19 protein-coding genes and 1 pseudogene are annotated in these 22,784 nt (G+C 38.1%); 15 read left to right on the top strand and 5 right to left on the bottom strand.

From position 1 onward, the window contains the following. Positions 1–4 precede the first annotated feature (4 nt). The 4 genes from EPI11_RS10235 to EPI11_RS10220 all read left to right on the top strand — a co-directional run bounded on the left by EPI11_RS10235 (position 5) and on the right by EPI11_RS10220 (position 4,228). On the top strand, positions 5–1,051 hold the full coding sequence (locus EPI11_RS10235; protein WP_128389876.1) for a Gfo/Idh/MocA family oxidoreductase: 1,047 nt from the start codon (positions 5–7) through the stop codon (positions 1,049–1,051). A gap of 8 nt (positions 1,052–1,059) precedes the next feature. Beyond that, positions 1,060–2,010, top strand: coding sequence for an aldo/keto reductase (locus EPI11_RS10230; protein ID WP_128389875.1), 951 nt, complete (start codon positions 1,060–1,062; stop codon positions 2,008–2,010). A gap of 109 nt (positions 2,011–2,119) precedes the next feature. Continuing rightward, positions 2,120–3,337 (top strand): MFS transporter, encoded by a 1,218-nt coding sequence (locus EPI11_RS10225; RefSeq protein ID WP_241657613.1) that lies wholly within the window; start codon positions 2,120–2,122, stop codon positions 3,335–3,337. Positions 3,338–3,418: 81 nt separating this feature from the next. Beyond that, entirely contained in the window at positions 3,419–4,228 is an 810-nt protein-coding gene (locus EPI11_RS10220; RefSeq protein ID WP_128389874.1) for an HAEPLYID family protein, read from the top strand. Here EPI11_RS10220 and EPI11_RS10215 read toward each other — a convergent pair. Further along, positions 4,225–6,138, bottom strand: coding sequence for a M1 family aminopeptidase (locus tag EPI11_RS10215; RefSeq protein WP_128389873.1), 1,914 nt, complete (start codon positions 6,136–6,138; stop codon positions 4,225–4,227). The genes EPI11_RS10220 and EPI11_RS10215 overlap by 4 nt on opposite strands. A 144-nt stretch (positions 6,139–6,282) precedes the next feature. Between EPI11_RS10215 and serS the strand changes: the two genes are divergently transcribed. The 5 genes from serS (at position 6,283) to mgtE (ending at position 12,055) form a co-directional block, all read left to right on the top strand. Beyond that, positions 6,283–7,554 carry a serine--tRNA ligase gene (gene serS, locus EPI11_RS10210; RefSeq protein ID WP_128389872.1) on the top strand — a complete coding sequence of 424 codons (1,272 nt, stop codon included), beginning with the start codon at positions 6,283–6,285 and terminating at the stop codon, positions 7,552–7,554. A gap of 168 nt (positions 7,555–7,722) precedes the next feature. After that, positions 7,723–9,501, top strand: coding sequence for a tetratricopeptide repeat protein (locus tag EPI11_RS10205; protein ID WP_128389871.1), 1,779 nt, complete (start codon positions 7,723–7,725; stop codon positions 9,499–9,501). A gap of 64 nt (positions 9,502–9,565) precedes the next feature. Beyond that, positions 9,566–9,886, top strand: coding sequence for a DUF4286 family protein (locus tag EPI11_RS10200; RefSeq protein ID WP_128389870.1), 321 nt, complete (start codon positions 9,566–9,568; stop codon positions 9,884–9,886). A 47-nt stretch (positions 9,887–9,933) separates the two neighbouring features. Further along, positions 9,934–10,713, top strand: a complete 780-nt coding sequence (gene rsmA, locus EPI11_RS10195) for a 16S rRNA (adenine(1518)-N(6)/adenine(1519)-N(6))-dimethyltransferase RsmA (RefSeq protein ID WP_128389869.1) — start codon at positions 9,934–9,936, stop codon at positions 10,711–10,713. Continuing rightward, positions 10,703–12,055 (top strand): magnesium transporter, encoded by a 1,353-nt coding sequence (gene mgtE, locus EPI11_RS10190; protein ID WP_128389868.1) that lies wholly within the window; start codon positions 10,703–10,705, stop codon positions 12,053–12,055. Before rsmA ends, mgtE begins: the two co-directional genes overlap by 11 nt. Positions 12,056–12,068: 13 nt before the next feature. Here the strand turns inward: mgtE and EPI11_RS10185 are convergent, their stop codons facing one another. Then, positions 12,069–13,049: a hypothetical protein gene (locus tag EPI11_RS10185; RefSeq protein ID WP_128389867.1), complete on the bottom strand. Its 981-nt coding sequence runs from the start codon at positions 13,047–13,049 to the stop codon at positions 12,069–12,071. A 141-nt stretch (positions 13,050–13,190) separates the two neighbouring features. Here EPI11_RS10185 and EPI11_RS10180 point away from each other — a divergent pair. Next, positions 13,191–14,156, top strand: a pseudogene (locus EPI11_RS10180) (2-hydroxyacid dehydrogenase); the annotation flags it as partial. Further along, positions 14,136–14,561: a VOC family protein gene (locus EPI11_RS19260; RefSeq protein WP_394343638.1), complete on the top strand. Its 426-nt coding sequence runs from the start codon at positions 14,136–14,138 to the stop codon at positions 14,559–14,561. The pseudogene EPI11_RS10180 and the gene EPI11_RS19260, both read left to right, overlap by 21 nt. A gap of 90 nt (positions 14,562–14,651) precedes the next feature. Here EPI11_RS19260 and EPI11_RS10175 read toward each other — a convergent pair whose 3' ends face one another. Continuing rightward, the gene (locus tag EPI11_RS10175; RefSeq protein WP_128389866.1) at positions 14,652–16,469 is read right to left on the bottom strand and encodes a GNAT family N-acyltransferase; all 1,818 of its coding nucleotides are present in this window, start codon (positions 16,467–16,469) and stop codon (positions 14,652–14,654) included. Positions 16,470–16,658: 189 nt separating this feature from the next. On the opposite strand from EPI11_RS10175, the gene EPI11_RS10170 reads away from it, so the two are divergent. Continuing rightward, a complete protein-coding gene (locus EPI11_RS10170; protein ID WP_128389865.1) occupies positions 16,659–17,420 on the top strand; it encodes an exodeoxyribonuclease III in 762 nt (253 codons plus the stop codon). Positions 17,421–17,449: 29 nt separating this feature from the next. Next, complete coding sequence (locus EPI11_RS10165; protein ID WP_128389894.1) at positions 17,450–18,409, top strand: OmpA/MotB family protein; 960 nt, start codon at positions 17,450–17,452, stop codon at positions 18,407–18,409. A 55-nt stretch (positions 18,410–18,464) separates the two neighbouring features. On the opposite strand, the gene EPI11_RS10160 is transcribed toward EPI11_RS10165, so the two are convergent. Both EPI11_RS10160 and EPI11_RS10155 read right to left on the bottom strand, forming a co-directional pair. Next, positions 18,465–19,820: a PQQ-dependent sugar dehydrogenase gene (locus tag EPI11_RS10160; protein WP_128389864.1), complete on the bottom strand. Its 1,356-nt coding sequence runs from the start codon at positions 19,818–19,820 to the stop codon at positions 18,465–18,467. Positions 19,821–19,897: 77 nt separating this feature from the next. After that, positions 19,898–21,511 carry a DUF4139 domain-containing protein gene (locus EPI11_RS10155; protein WP_128389863.1) on the bottom strand — a complete coding sequence of 538 codons (1,614 nt, stop codon included), beginning with the start codon at positions 21,509–21,511 and terminating at the stop codon, positions 19,898–19,900. Between the two features lie 125 nt (positions 21,512–21,636). Here EPI11_RS10155 and EPI11_RS10150 point away from each other — a divergent pair, with 125 nt between their 5' ends. Next, positions 21,637–22,170, top strand: a complete 534-nt coding sequence (locus EPI11_RS10150; RefSeq protein ID WP_128389862.1) for a Crp/Fnr family transcriptional regulator — start codon at positions 21,637–21,639, stop codon at positions 22,168–22,170. A 54-nt stretch (positions 22,171–22,224) separates the two neighbouring features. Further along, positions 22,225–22,782, top strand: coding sequence for a DinB family protein (locus tag EPI11_RS10145; RefSeq protein WP_128389861.1), 558 nt, complete (start codon positions 22,225–22,227; stop codon positions 22,780–22,782). The last annotated feature ends 2 nt before the right edge of the window (positions 22,783–22,784 follow it).

Raw genomic sequence — 22,784 nt, 5'->3', positions numbered from 1 at the left:
ATAAATGAAAAAAATAAAAACAGCTTTGCTTTCTTACGGAATGTCGGGCAGGGTATTCCATGCACCATTTTTAGAACTCCACGCCGGATTTGAACTCATCGGTTCGTGGGAAAGAAGCAAAAAACTCATACAAAATGATTATCCACAGGTAAAAAGCTATGATTCATTAGAGGAACTATTAGCAGATGATATCGATCTGGTTATTGTAAATACGCCAGTTGAGACCCATTATGAATATGCTAAAAAAGCTTTGCTGGCAGGCAAACACGCATTGGTAGAAAAAGCCTTTACCACAACAGCTGCCGAGGCAGAAGAATTATTAGCAATTGCTAAAGAAAAAAACCTTAAATTAACAGTATACCAAAACCGTCGTTGGGACAGCGATTTTAAAACGGTAAAACAGGTTGTAGATCAGGGTTTACTGGGGGATATTGTAGAAGCCGAATTTCATTTTGACAGATACAATCCAAACTTGAGTCCGAAAATGCATAAAGAAACAGCAAATGCAGGAGCAGGAATAATAAAAGATCTTGGTCCGCATTTAATAGATCAGGCGTTGTATTTATTTGGCTATCCTGATGCTGTTTTTGCCGATATAAGAACCCTAAGGGAAGGTTCTCTGGTAGATGATTATATGGATATTTTACTGTACTATCCGGATAAGAGAGTACGGTTAAAAGCAGGTTTTTTTGTGCGTGAAGCAATTTCGGCGTATGCCGTTCATGGTAAAAAAGGATCGTTCCTTAAAAGCCGTGGCGATATTCAGGAAGATGTACTTAAGACCGGAGAGAAGCCAAATTTAACTACCTGGGGAACTGAACCTCAAGATAAAGCCGGATTGCTGCATACCGAAATTAATGGAGAGGTGGTTCGAAAAACGATTCCTACCCTGCAAGGTAATTATTATGATCTTTTTGATGGATTGTATATTTCGATTACGCAGGATAAAGAAGAACCCGTTACTGCAAAAGATGGCATTCGTACCATGAGAATAATAGATGCAGCAGTAGCAAGCAGTGAACAAAAAAGAAGTATTGACTTAAAAGAATAACAGTTATTATGGAAAAAAGACGACTAGGCAACACCGATCTCCATGTGTACCCAATTACTTTTGGAGGTAATGTGTTTGGATGGACAATAGATAAAAAACAATCGTTCGAGATATTAGATGCTTTTACAGGAGCAGGTTTTAATTTTATAGATACTGCCGATGTGTATTCGCGCTGGGTTCCTGGAAATCAGGGAGGCGAATCGGAACTTATCATTGGTAATTGGCTGAAGAAAAATAACAATCGGGAGAGCGTTATTATTGCAACAAAAGTGGGTGCCGATATGGGTAACGGAAGAAGAGACCTGTCTAAGAATTACATTTTAAAAGCAGCCGAAGATTCGCTGAGAAGATTGCAGACCGATTACATAGATTTATATCAAACCCATTGGGATGATGAGACTACTCCGATAGATGAAACATTGGAGGCATATGCTCAATTGATACAGGAAGGAAAAGTACGTCATATTGGTGCATCAAACCTATCGCCGGCAAGGCTTAAAGATTCGTTGCAGATAGCCGCTAAAAACGGACTGCCTGCTTATGAAACCTTTCAGCCGCAATACAACCTTTACGAGCGCGAAGAATTTGAAGCTGAGATTGAGCCTATCTGTTTAGAGCATAATCTGGGTGTGCTTAACTACTATTCTTTGGCAAGCGGATTCCTTACCGGAAAGTACCGTTCTAAAGATGATCTTGGTAAAAGCCAGCGGGGCGGCGGGGTAGAAAAATATCTTGACGGCCGCGGATTTAAAATATTGGCAGCTCTTGACGAGGTGGCTAAAAAACTGAATACTACACCTGCAACAGTGGCTTTATCATGGTTAATCCATCGTCCATCGGTTACGGCTCCTATCGTTAGTGCGACGAGTATTAGCCAGTTGGAGAGCATAATTAAAGCTCCTAACCTGGCGATAACAAAACACGAAATCGATTTCCTTACACAAGCGAGTGCCTGGTAAAAACAGGTAACAATTTGACAACGTGACTGCTCGCCTAAAGTATTGAAGTTTAACATATGTTCTGTAGTTTGTCTGAAAGGTTTTAAAGAAATAGAAGTAATTTTGCAGGGTGCAGGGAGAAGTAAAAATAACAGACAAGCCAACGGGCGTTTTAGCTTATAAAAAAGCTTATAAAGACGTAAAAACATCTTATTTAAACCGTATCAGATGGGCGGTATCATTGTTCTATTTTTCCATGGGGCTCACTTTTGCCACATGGGCAAGCCGTATCCCGGATATTAAGACGACAATGCAGCTTTCTGAAGCCGATCTGGGAACAGTACTCTTTGCTATCCCTTTTGGGCAGCTTTTCATGATGCCATTTTCGGGTAAACTGGCAAACAAGTATGGCAGCCACCGTACAGTGGTTTTTGGTATCACCTTTTATATCATCAGTATGGTGGTTCTGGGTCTTGGTACCGAAAGATGGCATTTACTGCTTGCTTTGTTTTTCTTTGGGATGTTCAGTAATCTAACCAATATCTCTGTCAATACCCAAGGCATTTATACCGAAGGACTTTTTAAAAGAACGATCATGTCTTCCTTTCACGGAGCATGGAGTGCTGCCGGTTTTACAGGAGCTTTAATAGGCTTGGGTATGATGGCACTTAAGCTAAAGCCTCTTTATCATTTTGCTATTGTAGGCGCAGTCCTGCTCCTTGTAATACTTTTCAACTATAAATATCTGGTTAAGGCAAAAAGCCCTGAACCCGCAGCTAAGAAAAAAGGTTTTACAAAACCAAATTCGGCACTGCTGTGGTTTGGTGTTATTGGTTTTTGCTGTATGGTGAGCGAAGGTATTATGTTCGACTGGAGCGGTGTGTATTTTAAAGATGTTGTAAAAGCACCCGGACCGTTAGTAATACTCGGTTACACTTCTTTTATGGTCATGATGGCAACAGGTCGTTTTTTAGGCGATCGTGTTATCCGTAAAGTAGGCAGGAAAAGAGTGCTGCAAATTAGCGGTTGCCTTATTTCTATAGGAATGTTTACTGCAGTAGCTTTCCCGTATATACTAACGTCTGCATTAGCATTTATGCTTGTGGGTATTGGTGTTTCTACCATTGTGCCCACTGTGTACAGTATTGCCGGCAAAACGCCCGGAGTATCGCCAAGTATCGCATTAACTACGGTTTCCAGTGTGAGTTTCCTTGGTTTTATGATTGGTCCGCCTGTTATAGGATATATCGCAGAAGCTTCGAGTTTAAGAGCTTCTTTTGCTATCATCGGTATTTTTGGATTCTTTATTACTTTTTTAGTAAGCAGGGTAAAAGCTTTTCAGGAATAAGATACTTTTTTCTTCAAAAATCTCATTTTTCCCAATTCTTTCCTATTTGTGCCTCTAGTTTTGGCATCAAATGAAAGATTTATGAAGAATACCCTCGTTATCACGCTATTGTTACTATTGACTTTTTCTGTCCATGCACAACAACCAAAAGACACTCCTGTAAAACCGTTGAAGCTGAGCCATGCCGAACCCTTGTATATTGATTTGATACGGGATCTGGGTGCGCGTAAAGGAGAAAAAGAGATCAATGTGGGTTTTGGTGTTAATGACAAAAAACATTATCTTTCTTATAACGGTTTTGTAGAATATGAATTTGCTATTGCCAACAGGCTTGGTTTAGAAGTAGAAATTCCTTTTGAAGTTAATCAGCGTCTTAGCGGTAAAGAATCCATGTCCATGCCCGATAACAGGGTTGAAGGTGTAAAACTGGCAACACAGTATACATTTTGGGTTTCAGAAAAATACCAGACATCTATGGCGGTAGGATATATTCAGGAATTTGAATTCTCTTCACTATCGGATATCGATCATAAAGGAAGCCTTTTTGAGGGTGCCCTATATAATCCTATCTTTATTGCAGCCAAAAGATTGACGCCGCACATTCATACATTACTTTATACAGGCCCGGTAATCGAGCAGTCTTTTAAAACAAACAGTTGGGAAACATCGGCACAGGTAAATGCCAACCTGCACTATGTTTTTAACGGAGGCAATTTTGTTGGGTTGGAAACGAATATGGAGTTTTCAGATGAAAAACCTTCGTTTGTTTTCAGGCCGCAGTTTAAAGTACAGTTTTCGAAGAAAGTGAGTTTGGGGCTTCTTACAGGTATTCCGGTTGCAAATCACGAACATGGCATTAGCGGTATGGGCAGGCTTATATGGGTGCCTTAGTTCTTAAAGAAGCTTAGTTGTGTAGTGCCTTTATTGGTAATAAGGGTCACGAAATAAACTCCGGTAGCAAGGCGGGAAATATTCCAGGAGGTGTCATTGGTGGTTTCCATAACTCTTTTGCCAAGGGTATTGTAAAATATAGTTTCGTTTACAATAGTAGTTTCAGATAGTGCTGCCTGAAGTATACTATTGGATGGGTTAGGATAGAGATGAGGTTTAAAATCTTCCGATACTATTTTAATGGTACTTCCTGCAGAGATAATATTTTTATCAACATCAAAAGCGACACTAGCTACTGTAAACGGTACAGGTACAATAAACACCTGTTCATTAGTTGTATTGTCTAAAACAACAGAATGTACCTGTCCGTTAGCACTGTTTAGTTGTATCGGCACAGGTATTTCAAAATATGTGACTGATGGATGCGACTGCGTTTGCTTTATCAGTATTTTGACATTTCCGTCGTTCAGGTTATCTACGATAATGGTATAAGTAGGATATCCCTCTTTATATACCCAGTCATTAAAAAATTCGGTAAGATCCATTCCTGATGCCGCTTCTAGGTGTGCTTGCAGCTGAGGTGTTTTTGCATAACTATAAGCCAGTTCGGGATCTGACAGATAATTTTTTATGGCCTGGTAAAAAGCAGTATCTCCCATTTTAAAGCGCAGCATATTAAGTACCATTGCGCCTTTATTATAAGTAAGTCTGCTGCTAAATGTTCTGCTTACACTCAGGGTGTCTGCATCGGTCAGATAAATATAACCTCCGCCTTGAGAAGTAATGTCGTTTATGTTGGCTGCTTTCCAGTTTTTAAAGGCGTCTTTGCCGTCAAAATGCTCAATGACAATTCCAGACAGGTAAGTAGCAAAACCTTCGTTAAGCCAAATGTCTTTCCATGAACCGCAAGTTATTTTATCGCCAAACCATTGATGACCCAATTCATGAGCGATAAGGTTTCTTCCAAAACTTCCCATAAACGAAACTGTAGTGTGTTCCATGCCTCCGCCAAAACCGCATTGGGCATGCCCGTATTTTTCCTGATGAAACGGATAAGTTTCGAAAAGCTGTTCGTAGAGATCCATTATAGGTAAAGTAACAGCAAGCTCTTGTTTGCTTTGCTCCTGTGTCTCGGGGTAGATGTAATTTACAATTGGGAAAGTATTTGGAACAGTGCCTGCCTGTTGGGTGTAAATGCTGTAATTACTTACTGCAATCGCAATAAGATAGGCGGGTATAGGATAATTGTGCTTAAAATGAGTTGTTTTTGTGCCATCACCATTGTCATTGTGCGATTGTTCTAAACCATTAGAAACACTTATGTATTCGCCAGGAGCTGTTATGTATACGTCCAGTTTATCTACCTTATCTATAAGATCCTGTTTGCATGGCCACCAATCTTTAGCACCATAAGGTTCAGATAGCGTCCATAAAACGGGAGCACCTGCATGCTGGCTGGTAACAAAAGCATCAGAATCAAAAGGAGGTTCGCCGGAATAGGTTACGGTAAGTGAATCCAATATGCCTTGTGGTTGTGTAACTGGTAGGGTAATTACCAGTTCGTCATTCTCATTTTGTAAAAAAGAAAGATCGATACCGTTACGTTTTACAGCGCTTACGGTAAGCTGATTGGTAAGGTCGAATGTAATTTGGGTCATGTCTTCTTTGGCAATATAATGGGTAGTAACATCGCCGCTGATGAAGTGTATTGCAGGATCGGCCTGAAGTTCCAAACGTTGGTATACTACGTTATAATTACCGGTATTCATGTTAGCCGTAAAGTTACTTATCGCGTAAGCTGATTTCATTTCGGCCTCGGCAATTTGTTTTACATCATTATCCTGTTGTTGGGCAAAGGCACAATGAAAACATAACAGGCTGTATAGTATGAATGTAAAGTTCTTTTTCATGGCTAAAATTTCTCAAATGTAATGAGAAATTGCTTTCGGTGCGCTTAGAAAAAAGTTTAAGAGGCAGGCTTTTAAACTTTGGCACTGTACGGGTTAATTAATAACAATTCATTAAATTTGCCTCACTTTATAAAAAACATAATCATGTTACAGACAGTATTTATTAGAGAAAACAGAGAAAAAGTAATACAGGCTTTAGCCAAAAGAAATTTTGACGCAAGCTCGTTAGTTGATGAAGTGATTGCACTTGATGAGAAAAGAAGAGCTACTCAGGTGGAACTTGACACTGTTTTGTCCGAATCCAATAAGCTGTCTAAAGATATTGGTGAGCTGATGAAAGCCGGGGAAAAAGCTAAGGCTGCTCTTATTAAAGAAAAAACAGTACAGTTTAAAGAAAAAAGCAAAGAGCTTTCTGATGCGCTGAATACCGTTAGTGAAGAGCTTACGAATGTACTTTATAAACTGCCTAACACTCCTGCTGATATTGTGCCTGCCGGGAAAACTCCGGAAGAAAACCTTGAAGTAGAGCGTGAAGGCGATATTCCTGTATTGTTTGAAGGTGCTTTGCCGCACTGGGAACTTGCAAAAAAATATGACATTATAGATTTTGAGCTTGGTGTTAAAATTGCCGGTGCCGGATTTCCTGTTTACAAAGGAAAAGGAGCAAGGTTACAACGTGCATTAATTGCTTATTTCCTTGATAAAAATACAGAAGCAGGATATAAAGAATACCAGGTGCCTCATCTTGTAAACGAAGCTTCTGGTTATGGAACAGGACAGCTGCCGGATAAAGAAGGGCAGATGTACCACGTAGGTATAGATGATCTTTATCTTATTCCTACTGCTGAGGTTCCGGTAACCAATCTTTTCCGTGATGTAATCATCGAAGAAAAAGACCTTCCGGTATTGTGTACTGCTTATACACCGTGTTTCCGTAGAGAAGCTGGATCTTATGGTGCTCACGTACGCGGATTGAACCGTTTACACCAGTTTGATAAAGTAGAGATAGTGCGTGTTGAGCGTCCGGAGAATTCTTATGCTGCTTTAGACGGTATGGTGGAACACGTTAAAACGATACTACAGGAGCTTAAATTACCATACAGGATATTGCGCCTTTGTGGTGGCGATATGGGCTTTGCTGCTGCATTAACCTATGATTTTGAAGTGTTCTCTACAGCGCAGGACCGTTGGTTAGAAATAAGCTCGGTGTCTAACTTTGAAACGTTCCAGTCTACACGTCTTAAACTGCGTTTTAGAGATAAAGAAGGTAAAAATCAATTGGCACACACGCTAAACGGAAGTTCATTGGCATTGCCAAGGGTACTGGCCGGAATATTAGAAAATTACCAAATGGAAGACGGTATTGTTATCCCGGAAGTTTTACGTCCGTACACCGGATTTGATATAATAAATTAGTAAATTTGTTAGGAACGGCTTAATGGAACGCGGATGACGCGGATTTAACAGGTGTTCGCAGGTCTTGGCTTACAAAGGTTATAGATTGCGTTATGTGCTAAATCAGTGTCATTTGCGTTTTTATATTAGTTAAGGAAAATATGTTCCATTAAACACTAACAGTTAGGGATGAAAAATATAGTTACCATTATAGCTTTTTTGTGGTCGGTTGCGGTTTTTGCGCAAAACGAACAGCTTGCCTACAATTATTTTGACAAAGGCGAATTTGAAAAAGCATTGGTAATTTATCAGGACCTTGAAAAAAAGCAGCCTAACAATACCTTTTATATCCAAAAAATAGCAGCCTGCTATCAGCAGTTAAAACAATATACAGAAGCGGGAAAGCTTCTTGCGGACAGGCTTGATAAGACAGGACAGCCTTTACTTTATGTGGAACTGGGTTACAACTACCAGCTGCAAAAAGAGATGGCTAAAGCCGAGAAGAATTATAAAGCTGCAATAAAAACAGTAACAGATAATCCTTCTAACGTTTATGCTGTTGCCAATGCTTTCGAGCAAAAAACATTGTTAGAGTATGCGCTAAAAGCATATGAAACGGCAACTGAGATTAACAAAAGCATGAATTTTGATTATCAGTTGGCGTTAATACAGGGGCAATTGGGTAATACAGATCTGATGATCGAGAAGCTGTTGTCGTATTCATATAGTAACAGACAGAACCTTGTCGTAGTACAAAACCAGTTGTCGCGCTTTATGAACGAAGAAGGCAGTGATACTTTTAATGCTTCTTTGCGTAAAGCCCTGCTTTTAAATACACAAAAAACGCAGGACATCTTTTGGAACCAGTTTTTAAGCTGGTATTTTGTACAGCAAAAAGAATATGGTAAGGCATTCATTCAGGAGAAAGCGATCTTTAAAAGAGATCCGGAGCTGTTTATGAATATTGTAAACCTGGCACAACTAGCGATAGAAGAAAAAGAAACAGCTACAGCCAGAGAGATATTGGACTTCATTTTAAAACACACCGATGATCCGAATTTAAAATTACAGTCGCAGGTTAATATCCTTACGATGGATATCGATACTGCTCAGGAAAAAGATTATCCGGCTCTTAAGCAGCGCATAACAGCATTGCTTACAGAATATGGGGCAACGCCTTATTCTCTCGATCTACAATTGCTTAAAGCAAATTTTGACGCCTTTTATTTAAAAGACACTAAATCGGCAGTAGAAACATTGAACAATGCATTGAAGCTGCAACTTAATAAATACCAGGTTGCTGAGGTGAAAATGAAATTGTCGGACATACTGCTGTTAGACGAAAAATTCAATCAGGCGATTATTTATTATGCCCAAATAGAAGAAGATCTTAAGAACGATGCAGTAGGGCATGAGGCTAGTCTTAAAGTGGCCAAGAGCAGTTATTTTAAAGGTGATTTTGAGTGGGCTCAAAAACAATTTAAAGTATTAAAATCATCGGTATCACAGCTTATTGCAAATGATGCTCTTGAAATTTATCTGCTTATCATTGATAATACGGTTGAAGACAGTACACAAACAGCATTAAAGAAGTTTGCTAAAGCCGACTTTAAATTATACCAGAATAAAAAAACAGAAGCTTTAGCACAGTTTAAAGATCTACTGGATAATGACCAGACCAAAAGCATTAAAGATGTTACACTTTTGCGATTAGGAGAAATATACGAAAGCCAAGGGAAATATGATCTTGCGCTGCAGCAATATAAACAAATAATAGATAACTATAAAGAAGGTATTTATGTAGACGAGGCACTTTTCTTTTCGGCAGAGATCTATAATAAAAAACTCGCTGATCCAGAGAAAGCCAAACCGCTATATGAAAAGATATTGTTTGAACACCAGGACAGTATTTACTTTATAGAAGCCCGTAAGCAGTTTAGATTATTACGTGGCGATACAAATAGTTAAACACAGGCGGTAACAGCATGTGTACTTAGAAAACAAAACAAACATTACAAAATAACAAGACTACATGATAATTTACAACGTAACCATAAACATAGACGAAAGTGTGCATGATAAATGGATCACCTGGATGATGGAAAAACACATACCGGAGATTATGGCAACAGGTAAGTTTGTCAAGGCTAAGATGGTAAAAGTGCTTATCGTGGAAGAGATGGGAGGCACAACCTACTCTGTACAGTACTTTGCGGAAACCAAAGAAAAGCTGGAAGCTTATTATGAAGAAGATGCTCCTCGATTCAGGGAAGAAGGTGCTAAGCTTTTTGGGGACAAAATGCTGGCCTTTAGAACAGAGCTGGAGCTTATTAAAGAATTTAAACAGGTTTAGTACTAAGCTGCCTAACGTTTTGCATTAGCAAAACACCCCTACACAAAATGGATAAAGTAAAAGCTAAAAAGCATCTTGGACAACATTTCCTTAAAGATGAAAGTATAGCAAAAGATATTGCAGATACACTTACGCTGGAAGGATATGATAAAGTACTTGAAATAGGCCCGGGTATGGGTGTGCTTACAAAGTACCTTTTAGATAAGCCTACAGATCTTTATGTGATTGAGATCGATACTGAATCGGTAGAATATCTTAATGCACATTACCCAAAGCTGCACGGTAAAATTATTTCTAAAGATTTTTTACGATACAATCTTGCAGAGGATTTTGGTGATGGATCGTTTGCAATCATCGGAAATTTCCCGTACAACATTTCGACACAAATTGTTTTCAGGACTTTAGAATTAAGGAGCAGAATACCGGAATTTGCAGGGATGTTCCAAAAAGAAGTTGCGCAACGTATTTGTGAGAAAAAAGGAAGTAAAACTTATGGTATATTATCAGTACTGGTGCAGGCATTTTATGATGCCGAATACCTGTTTACTGTAGACGAGCATGTGTTCAATCCGCCACCAAAAGTAAAGTCGGGTGTACTGCGATTAAGACGTAAAGAAAACTTCCATTTACCTGTAGATGAGAAACTGTTTTTTACGGTTGTAAAAATGGCCTTTAATCAGCGTAGAAAGACACTTCGTAACAGTTTAAAAACATACAATCTATCGGATAGTTTAAAGGAAGATACTATCTTTGACCTCCGTCCGGAACAACTTTCGGTGGAACAATTTATAGATCTTACACAAAAAATAGCGGCGAATGGAGTTTAAAATCAGCAAGGATTTTATTGCTCAGATAGAGCAATATATAGAAGAAAATCGTGAGGAACAGCTACAGGCACTCCTTGAGGATATTCACTATGCTGATATTGCCGAAATTATGGAAGAACTGGATAGCGGCGAAGCCAGCTATCTGTTCCATATCCTTGACAGTGAAAAGACAGCAGAAATACTGCTTGAGCTGGATGAGGAAGTGCGTGAAAAGATCTTAAAGAATCTTTCACCAAAAGAAATTGCCGAAGAGCTTGATGAGTTGAGTACGGATGATGCTGCAGATATTATTGCCGAACTTCCTGAAGGAAAAAAAGGTGAGGTAATATCTGAACTTATTGATGCCGAACACGCTAAAGACATTGTAGACCTGCTTCGTTATGACGAAAATAGCGCAGGGGGGTTAATGGGAAAAGAGCTTGTTAAGGTAAACGAAAACTGGAATGTATTAACCTGTGTAAAAGAAATGCGTGCGCAGGCAGAGAATGTGCAGCGCGTACACTCTATTTATGTGGTTGATGACGACAATAAATTAAAGGGCAGGCTGTCTCTTAAAGACCTGCTAACTACTTCTACAAAAACTAATATTAGTGATATTTATATTCCTAAAGTGGATTATGTAAAAGTAACTACCCCGGATGTTGAAGTAGCCCGTATCATGCAAAAGTATGACCTTGAGGCCATACCGGTTGTAGATGAGCTTGGACGTCTTGTTGGACGTATTACCATCGATGATATTGTAGACGTTATCAAGGATGAAGCCGACAAGGATTACCAGTTAGCGGCAGGTATCTCGCAGGATGTTGAGGCGGATGACAGCATACTTGATCTTACCAAAGCGCGACTGCCATGGCTTGTACTGGCACTACTGGGAGGTTTTATAAGTGTTAGGCTATTGAATAGCTTTGATGCTGCTATGGAAAATCATAAAGAGTTATTTTTCTTTACGCCGCTTATCGCTGCAATGGCGGGTAATGTAGGAGTACAGTCTTCTGCAATTATTGTACAGGGTCTTGCAAATAATAGCATCAGCGGTTCGCTTTGGAACCGATTAATAAAAGAAGTGTCTTTAAGTTTGCTTAACGGTGCTATACTTGCAGTGATATTAATATTGGGGAGTCATTTTTTATTAAATAAAAGTTACGATCTTGGAATTACAGTAAGTGTGTCGTTAATTTCGGTAATTGTTATAGCATCGCTGATAGGTACTTTTGTCCCGATACTTTTAAATAAATTTGGTATTGATCCAGCTTTGGCTACCGGACCATTTATTACAACCAGTAATGATATTTGCGGTATCTTGATCTACTTCTCAATTGCCAAGATGTTACTTGGTTTTTAATTGAATTTGGGATTTACTTTTTCTTCTTTTTTCGCATGCCGTTAGGATACTTAAATTCTATATAGATGGAGTATATAATCTTGTTCCGTATTGTATATCGTATTAATCCCTCAAGGTTGTCAAGATATACTTCGTAAGTGTAATAATTATTAATTGCACTTAGCGGTGCATCCCAGTTTTTTAAAAGCGTGGAATTGTCGTATTTGTTGCAAAGCACCTCTTCTGAGTCTCCTATTTTTACGCCATCTATTTCAATGGTATAAAAATCAGAAAGGTCTTGCGTTTTATTAATGATCACTTCGCTTATTCTATCCTGAACAGCATCAAAACTAAATTTTGTTTCACCAAGATAATATGAGTTTACAGTTCTGTGGAGCTTTCCGGTAGCGATATATACTGAGTCAGTTCTGGAAAAATTGAAGTAAGTAATGTCTTTTTCAAATTCTTTTCGGGTAAGATCGTAAATTGGTTTCTTTCGTAAAAGGACACTTTTAGCCGGGATGGAGTCCATCTTCCATGCGCTGATTTCTGAAGTAAAATCTCTTAGAAAAAAGTCGGTAACATCTTTAGGGAAAATTGATGTGATATTGTTTTGAGGAGCTGTATACTGCTGCTGTTCGTTAGGGAAGAATACCGCTCTGTTGCCTATTGTTGTAAATACAGTATCCTTATGATTGTTCACTTCTATGATGAACATATTTGGCACCAATGCCTTTCCTACAGATTCTTCACCACAATTGCATACCTCTTTATTCCAGTTTTTGGCCTCTGTTTTTAGTCGTAACAGGCTATAGGCTAATGTGTCATTAAACGATTCCATTGCTTGTATATAATGCCCTGTTCGCTTTAGTTTCTTTGCATAATATTCTATACTGCATGGGCTTCCTTCATCGGTATTTACCAGTCTGCATACTGTTACTTTGGTATAGTTTTTAAATTCCTGCTGAGCATTGCAAAGGCAGGTGAACAACAATAAGAATAGAAGTTGTTTCATGATTTAGTTGATTTGTGCTAAAAATAATGATTTATCTTACAACGTTATATTTAAGAGCTCAGTATGTTCTGTTATAAGGTTTTAAAACTGTACAGAATATCTGCCCCCTTTATGTAACTTTGCGTAACTAAACGCAGTATAATGAATTCACAATCTCTCATCCAAAACATAAAAGTACTTCATATAGACAGCAATAACCCTTTGCTTTGGGAACAGCTGGAACAGGCTGGTTTTGAAAACCATGCCGATTATAAATCTTCGAAAGAAGAAATAGAAGCGAAAATTGCCAATTATAATGGTATTGTTATAAGAAGCCGTTTTGATATTGATAAAGCGTTTTTAGATAAAGCAGTTAATCTGCAATTTATTGCACGTGTAGGTGCCGGGCTGGAAAGTATTGATTGTGATTATGCAGAAGCAAAAGGTATACACCTTATTGCAGCACCAGAAGGCAATCGGAATGCAGTAAGTGAACAAGCGCTGGGTATGCTATTGTCATTATTCAATAATCTTAATAAAGCTGATGGTGAGATACGTAGTGGTAAATGGATAAGAGAGGGTAATCGAGGGCATGAACTGGAGGGTAAAACCGTTGGTATTATTGGATATAGTAACATGGGCAAATCGTTTGCTAAAAAATTAAAAGGGTTTGATGTAGATGTTTTGTGTTATGATATAAAACCAGCTATGGGAGATGCTAACGCGAAACAAGTCACCTTGGAAGAACTACAGCAAAATGCAGATGTACTGAGTCTGCATACTCCCTGGACACCCGAAACCAATAAAATGGTGAATGCTCAATTTATCAATGCTTTTGCAAAACCATTCTGGCTTATCAATACGGCACGTGGTAAAAGTGTAGTAACTCAGGATCTTGCCAAAGCACTAAAATCAGGAAAGGTTTTAGGGGCTGCTCTGGATGTGTTGGAATATGAAAAATCCTCTTTTGAGCATCTTTTTAGTGATAGGAATATACCTGAAGCTTTTCAATACCTTTTAGAGGCCGATAATGTTTTGTTATCGCCTCACATTGCAGGGTGGACATTTGAGAGTCATAAAAAACTGGCGCAGGTTATAGTAGACAAAATTAAAGCGGTTTACTTTGGAGATAAAGTTGAAGAAACAGCAGTACAACGTGTAACCGGTATTGGAGGTGTTTTCTTCAAGTCAGATGATCCTGCTGCTTTAAGAGATTGGTACAACAAACATTTAGGATTGAATACAGATAATTACGGCTGCACATTTTGGTGGAAGGATCAACAAGGCAATGATGCTTCAACACAATGGTCGCCTTTTGCTGCTGATACCGATTATTTTGAGCCTTCGCAAAAACAGTTTATGCAAAATTTCAGAGTGCATGATCTTGATAATCTTTTGATTTCTTTGAAAGAAGAAGGCGTTACCATCATAGGAGAGCCTCAGGCATACGATTATGGTAAATTTGGATGGATAGTAGATCCCGAAGGAAATAAGATAGAATTATGGGAGCCTGTTGATAAGGTATTCCTGTAAAACTCCCAGAATAAAAAAGCCCCATTTAATGGGGCTTTTTTATAATAAGATTTCTTATTAAGTAATATTGTATATAGGTGATGTTTTATTCTATAGGTGTTCTTCTTCCTTTTCTGTAAGCTTGCGTTCCAGTTCAGCCTGAAATTCTTCCATGACAGGTTTAACTGTGCTTTCGGGTAAATCGGCAATTCGAATGTACATTAATCCGTCTACAGAATTATTGAATAGCGGGTCTACGTTAAATGCTACAACTCTTGCATTCTGCTTGATGTACTTTTTAATAAGTACCGGCAGGCGGAGGTTGCCCGGTTCTACCTCTTCAATAAATTTATCAAATTTATTTAGGTCGGCTTCTGCTTCATTGAATACAAAATCTTTATCGGCATCCTTCAGTTTTACTTTGTACTCCTTTTTAGGGTGTATGTATTGTGCAACATAAGGATCGTAGTAATGTGACTTCATGAATTCGATCATTAATGATTTTGAGAAGTCAGAGAACTGATTACTGATGCTTACTCCACCAATAAGGAATTTATGTTCCGGATAGCGTAGAGTTGTATGTACAATACCTTTCCAAAGCAGGAATAAAGGCATTGGTTTTTGCTGATAATCTTTAATGATAAACGCACGACCCATCTCGATCGACTTCGACATCATGTCATATAACTCAGGCTCAAACCTAAAAAGGTCATGAAGATAAAAACCATCAATACCATGTTTTTTATAGATATCAGAGCCTAATCCCATTCGGTAAGCACCTGCTATTTGTTTGGTCTGGTCGTCCCAAAGGAACATATGGTGGTAATATTTGTCGTACTGATCTAAGTCCAGTGATTCGTTCGTGCCTTCACCTACCTCCCTGAATGTTATTTCACGAAGGCGTCCTATTTCATGAAGAATGTTAGGGATCTTATCTGCCGATACAAAAAACACCTCGTAATTTTTACTTTGCAGCAAACGGTAATCACCTTTACGCATAGCAGCTACTTCAGCCAGTATTTTGTCATGATTAACTGCCGTAGCAATTTTCTTTGGTCCTTTGTTTATTTTAAGGTTAAGGTTTGAAGTATCGATAAGCTTGGTTTCTTTTTCAAAAGGGTTAGCAAGCATATAGGTTTTTATCCTGATAAAATCAGAATAAGAATCCAGTGTTTCGTGCTCGTTTTGTTCGGCAACAGATATTGGCTTGCCTATTCTTACTTTAATAACCCTGTCTTTTTGGGTAAGTAGTTCAGATGGTAATTTAGCCGTGCGTAGTGTATCGCTTAGTTTAGAAAGAAAATAAAACAGGCGGCTGTTTTTAGCGTGAAAGTAAATAGGTACTACGGGTACATTTGCTTTTTTGATAAGTTTCATAGCACCTTCTTCCCATGGTTTATCTACAACAAATTTTCCATCTTTATAAGTAGAAACTTCGCCCGCCGGAAAAATACCTAATGGTTTACCTTCTCTTAGGTGTAGAAGCGCATCTTTTATTCCGGTAACGCTCGATTTTGCATCCTTATGATTTTCAAAAGGATTAACCGGCATTACATAGGGTTTTAAAGGCTCAATGCGATGTAGTAAAAAGTTGGCAATAATTTTAAAATTAGGTTCCTGTTCGAGCATTAATTTTAAAAGCAATATGCCATCTATACCTCCCAGTGGGTGGTTAGATACGGTTATATAAGCACCTGATTTTGGCAGGCGTTTAAGATCTTCTTCGGGTATTTCAAACTTTATCTGGAGCTCATCAAGTATAGAGTTCAGGAATACAAGATCATTAAGATGCTTGTTCCTGTTGTATAATTTATTAATGTTAGAGATCTTTAAGATCCTCATCAGCAACCAGCCTGAAAAAGTCCCTAAAAACCCGTATTTGTCAGTCTTTATTGCTTTTGCAACTTCTTTAGCTGTAACTAAACTCATCTACATTTGTGTTTCGGGCGAAAAACAAAGATAACAATTCTTGCGAAAGGTTAAAGGAGATTATTTTTTTAATTGTTTTTATTAAATAACTGGCTATTTATCTGTTATAAAAGAAGTTAATGTCAAATCTTTTCAAAAGATTTAATTTATATAGTTTTTTGGTTACTTTTGAAAATCAAATGACACATAATGAGGATTATTTCTTATAACGTAAACGGTATACGTGCCGCTTTTACAAAAGGTTTTATGGATTGGTTAAAACAGGCTGATCCGGATATTATCTGCCTTCAGGAGATAAAAGCAACTCACGACCAGGTTGCTATCAATGAGATAGAAGAAGCAGGTTACCCTTACCATTATTTTTATTCGGCTCAAAAAAAGGGATACAGCGGTGTTGCTGTATTTTCTAAGCATAAACCTAATAATGTTGTGTATGGAACAGGCATAGAGCATATGGATTTTGAAGGCCGTAATTTAAGGCTGGATTTTGATACATTCTCTGTAATGAGTCTTTACCTGCCATCGGGAACTAATATAGAAAGACTGGATCATAAATTTATGTATATGCACGACTTTCAGGAGTATATTACTAACCTGAAAAAAGAACTGCCTAATCTTGTAATTTGTGGGGATTATAACATTTGCCATGAAGCCATTGATATTCATGATCCGATTCGAAATGCCAAAGTTTCAGGGTTTTTACCGGAAGAACGGGCATGGCTGGATACATTTCTTAAAAACGGATTTGTAGACAGCTTCCGCCATTTTAATAAAGAACCACACAATTACAGCTGGTGGAGTTACCGTGCCGGTGCCCGAGGAAATAATAAAGGCTGGCGTATTGATTATGCTTTAGTCACTGAACCTATGAAAGAAAGGCTTACAAGAGCAGTAATACTTCCTGAAGCTAAGCATAGCGACCATTGTCCGGTAATGGTAGAATTCGAATAAAATAAACATCAATAAAAGACACTACAATGATTATCAAAAAAATTTCGGTTGGATTACTGCTTTTAGCACTTACTACCAGCTGTGTTTCTAAAAAAGTATACACAGACCTTGAGACTAAATATGCCGACCTGAAAAAAGAAAACCGACAACTTTCTGATGAGAATACTAAAGTTGGTAAAGAGAGAAACGAACTTGACCTTAAATCGAAAGATCTACAGGCTCAACTGGATAAACTTAAGGCGGAAAGAGATAAACTTTCTAAAGATTATGCATCGACTAAATCGGGTCTTGATAACCTGCAGTCGTCATACAACAATTTAGAAAAAAGCAGCGGAGAGACTAACGAAAGCATTAGCAAAAAGAACAGGGAACTTCTTGCTGAACTTGAGGCTAAAGGTAAAGCACTTGCTGCAGAGCAGGAACGCCTTAATAAATTAAAATCAGAACTTCAGGAACGTTCTCATCGTGTAGACGAACTGGAAGGTATGATCGCTGCTCAGGAAGCCGGACTTAAAAAACTAAAAGAAACCCTTTCTAAAGCACTTAACGGTTTTGAAGGTAAAGGACTTACTGTTGAACAAAAAAACGGTAAAGTGTATGTTTCTATGGAGAACAAATTACTTTTTGGATCGGGTAGCTGGACTGTTGGCGCAGAAGGTAAAAAAGCTGTGGTGGAGGTAGGTAAAGTACTTGCTGCAAACCCTGATATTTCGGTACTTATTGAAGGACATACCGATAATGCGGCCTATGCCGGAAGTGGTCAGATCGCTGATAACTGGGATCTTTCTACAAAACGAGCTACTGCAATCGTTCATATCCTTAAAGAAAATAAAGGTGTTAAACCTCAAAGCTTAACAGCTGCGGGGCGAAGCGAATTTGTTCCCGTAGCTGGTAATGATACTGCCGAAGGAAAATCTAAAAACAGAAGGATAGAAATTATCCTTACGCCTAAATTAGATGAAATTTCAAAAATGCTTAACGAGATCTAATCGTCATAAATAATAAATAAAAAAGCCCTGCAATTGCAGGGCTTTTTTATTTATGTCAATCGATAACAAGTTTACTGCTGAATTTACTTCCCGACGTTTCTATGGTGAGAAGATAAATACCGTTTTGAAGCATAGACGTATCAATGCGGGTGCTGTTTGTCTCTATTGATTGTTGCACTAATCGTTTTCCGGTAATGTCAAAGATACTTGCAATGCCTGTATTTGTTATATCTTTTAAATCGATAAATACTTCATCTTTTGCCGGGTTTGGATACACTGATAAACGAGTGGCATCAAAATCATCTGTACCCGCAGTTGTATCTTTTAAGCTGTAAATACTATTTCCTGCTGCTACATAAAGCTCGCCATTGATGTCTTCTCCAAAAGTAGTAGTTCCTGCTTCACCCGGTCTCCAGGTAATAGTATAACTAATGGTGTTCAGTATCCCTATTTCACCGGTACAATAGTCGGCAAAAAAGTATTTGTCCAGCATATTCGGATATGTTGTCCCAGTATATACATAGCCTCCTGTTATAGAGCAGCGCGAAGTGTTATTATTAGCATACTGTGCTACCGGCATAGTGTACATTTCAACAAGAGAGCATTCTGAGAAGTTAAATTCTTCATTGCCCTCATAGCATTTCCATCCATAGTTTACCCCTGCCGTTGTAGGAGACATTCTATTTATTTCTTCCCATATGCCCTGTCCTACATCAGCAATCCATAGATAGTGATTATTTACTCGGCTGAAAGAAAACTTCCATGGATTACGCAAACCATAAGCCCATACTTCATCAGCACCATCAATACCTACAAAAGGATTTCCGGCAGGGATATAAGGGGCAGGAGCATCTACATCCAGGCGTAATAGTTTACCTAAGTGCTCATTTTTATTTTGTGCCCTGTTACCAGGGTCACCAGCGCTTCCACCGTCTCCCATTGCAATATAGAGATAGTTATCAGGACCAAAACGAAGGCAGCCTCCGTTATGATTCTCAAATGGTTGTTCTACGGTAAGCATAATTAATGCTGAGGACGGATCGGCCGTATTTTGATTTCCTGCACTTCTTGTATAGCGTGCAATAACGGTATTGCCATCAGTATTTACATAGTCAACATAGAAATAACCATTTGTAGCATAATCCGGGTGGAACGCCAATCCTAAAAGCCCCTGCTCACCTCCAAAAGTGACCAACCCTGATATATCCAGAAAAACAGTTGGATTTACAGTTTTATCAGCATTAAGTATTTTTATACGTCCACCCTGCTCAACAACAAATAAGCGACTATCGCCGGCATTAACAATCTCTACAGGCTCGCTGAATCCTGTTGCAAAGGGTTGAAGACTTATACTTTGGGAAAACCCGACCCCTGATAATATCAGGGCAAATAATAATAATTTTGTTTTCATAGCATAAACTGTTAATTGGATTATAGTAGTAAATTTACCAAGAACTGTTTATTTGTAACGCATTGGTTAACAAAACATTATAGGTTGTCTATGTTTTTGTTTTTAGGATATTTTACACGATAGCTAATTCGTATCTTTTTATTTTCGCCGGGTTTTAATTCCTGTTCCCAGGTTAGTATACCAGATTCTTTATCAACTTTAGCACCATCACTTTGTAAAAGTTCTACCTCTATTTCCTTATCTGTACTTATAGGGTATTGGTCTTTAATCATAAGTTTGGCTGCGTCTTTTTTGTTGTTTTTTATCGTAATGTCATAAGTAAATGTTTGCTCCCTGCTTGATGATAAAAATTTGGTCCCTGATTTTTCGGCTACTTTTTCACGTTTTATGGCAATTTTTTTATCCCTGCCCATGCTCAGGTTAAGCGTGTCGGAAGTTTGAGACGGATCGATATACGTTTTACCAATATACATTCCTTCAAAGATAATATTGGCTTCGCCCTTCAGTAAATTGAATTTGGAGTAGTCGTTAATCTCAGCCAAAAGGAACGCTTCTTTCTCCACTTTAGGGACTGCATAATATTTGTAAGTTGCCGGAAGTTTTATTTCTTTAAGGGTAACGCTATGCCTTTTTCCGTTAGATAAAATGTCATAAGGTAAATCAATATCAAAAGAAATGTTCATCTGATTTTCATTGATTGTTGTGTAATTTGAAATGGAAGATTCTTTGGATTTCTTCTCAACAACAAGGCCAGATGCCTGACCTTTGATCATAATATCTGACGAAACATTTGGTGCTGCGGCTAAATAACCAATGCTTTTGTCATAACCAAGTCTTAAAAACCATGAACTAAGCTCCGGAGCCTGATTGTTTTGGTTGGGAACTCCGCTGGAAAGCGTAAGTTTTACCTTTTTCCAATCGATACCAGTTTGCTGCACTACCTGTGCTTTGTAGAGCATATTTATTGGATCGGTAGTATTGTCGGCTCTTAGGTCATAAAAAGGAGACCATCCTGCATTTTGGGTTAAATAAGTAATATCTAAAGAGGTGCTTACAGCAATATTGTTCATAACCTGCAGCACCAGTTTTCCGGTAGATGTTTTTTCTTCTTTACTCGTATTAGTTTCTAAACGGCTGTTCAGTCTTGCTAAAGTCTCGTTTAACTTTTCTTCTTTTGTGGTAAAAGCATTAATTGCGTTGGCTGTTTCTGTTCGTTTCAGCTTGTAGTAATCTACCATTTTCATCAGCTCGGCAACGCTAAGTCCGGATTGCTGCCCGTACACCTGATTGTTCTTGTCTAAGAGTTCAAGTGTTTTTTGTTCGGATGCTTTTTGGTTGGATACCAGTGCGATTTCTTTTTGAACCAGTTTGATACTGTCCCTTACTTTTTTAATAACCGGAGAAGTTTCATCCGGTTCATATTCCGAAATATAATCGTTTGTGAATTGTACCGACATCACCGTAAGATTAGATGGAGCGCCAATTTGAACGGTGTTTTCAAGAAGATAGTTAGCAACATTTTTAATTACAATTTCTGACGTTCCTGCGGGCAGGGTAACGTTTGCTGTTTGGGTAATTTCGGCAGCATTAAAATAAACCGTTGCCGCTTTTACTTTTGCATTGGTAAAAATGGGCTTTTGAGCATATGTATAGCCAAAGGCTAACAGTAGTAACAGAACAATCTTTTTCATGATGTAAAATTTTATCTTTTAGATATAGATTATCTTTTTACACAAAAGGTTGGGATGAGCACGAAATATTTTCAGGATCGGTAAAAAAATAATTAAATTCATCGTAGTAAATTTTTGATGTAGCAATGAAAGCAGCAGATATAATAAGCCTGATAGAACAGAATGATCTGGTCGAGAAAACAATTACAGTGGAACGCAATGCGTTTTTAAAAGTTAAGAGTAGTATTGATACCAACATTTATCTCATAGAAGAGGGGAGCCTGCGGATTTTTGTTCTGGATGATTATGAAGAGCGTATTATCCGATTTGGATATAAAGACAATATCATTGTTTCTCTAGACTCTTTTCTTACCGAGAGCCCGTCTGATTTTTACATTCAGGCGATAAAGAAAACAAGTGTAAAAGTAATCCCGAAGAAAAGTTTCATGACGTTCATTAATAAAAATGAAGAGCATTTAAAGCTTTGGGTAAAAATACTGGAAGACCTGATCCTGCAGCAAATAGAACGTGAAAAAGATATATTGATCAATTCGCCTAAAGAACGTTTTGACAGGGTTTTAAAAAGAAGCCCGCAATTATTTCAAGAAGTACCAAACAAGCATATTGCAAATTATTTGAGGATGAGCCCCGAAACTTTGTCAAGATTAAAAAAACGTTGATTTCAATCAAGGTTTATCGTTTGAAAGTTTAGGAGCTTTGCTAAAACAAATAAGATGAAAATAAGATCGGAAGAATTGATTCAGGACTTAATTGAGCGAACACGTCAAAATATAAACCAAGCAGAATTACTGAAAATTAAAACAGACAATGCACTAAACTATAAAGCTGCATCTCAAAGCTGGAGTGCTTTAGAGTGTTTGGAACATTTAAACTTATATGGCAGATTTTACCTTCCTGAAATCGCTAAGCAGATAGAGCAAAGCCGATACCCAAAAGAAACAGATTTTAAAAGTGGACTACTGGGTAACTATTTTGCAAACAGCTTACTGCCTAAGGAGAAATTGAACAAGATGAATACTTTTAAAAGTATGAATCCGTTAAACAGCGAACTGGACATATCGGTAATTGATAACTTTCTGGATCAGCAAATCCAAATGCTCGAATTGCTTAATAAAGCCCGCCATGTTAGTCTCAATAAAACAAAAGCGGGTATAAGTATTTCATCCCTCATAAAATTGAAACTGGGTGATACTTTCAGGGTTGTAATCTATCATAATCAAAGACATATTCAACAGGCTGAAAAAGCACGGGAAGCATCTAAAAACTCTTAATC

Source organism: Flavobacterium cerinum, from assembly GCF_004028155.1.
Classification (GTDB): domain Bacteria; phylum Bacteroidota; class Bacteroidia; order Flavobacteriales; family Flavobacteriaceae; genus Flavobacterium; species Flavobacterium cerinum.
The sequence above is the reverse complement of the archived record's forward strand: the minus strand, read 5'-3'. Positions and strand labels throughout refer to the sequence as shown.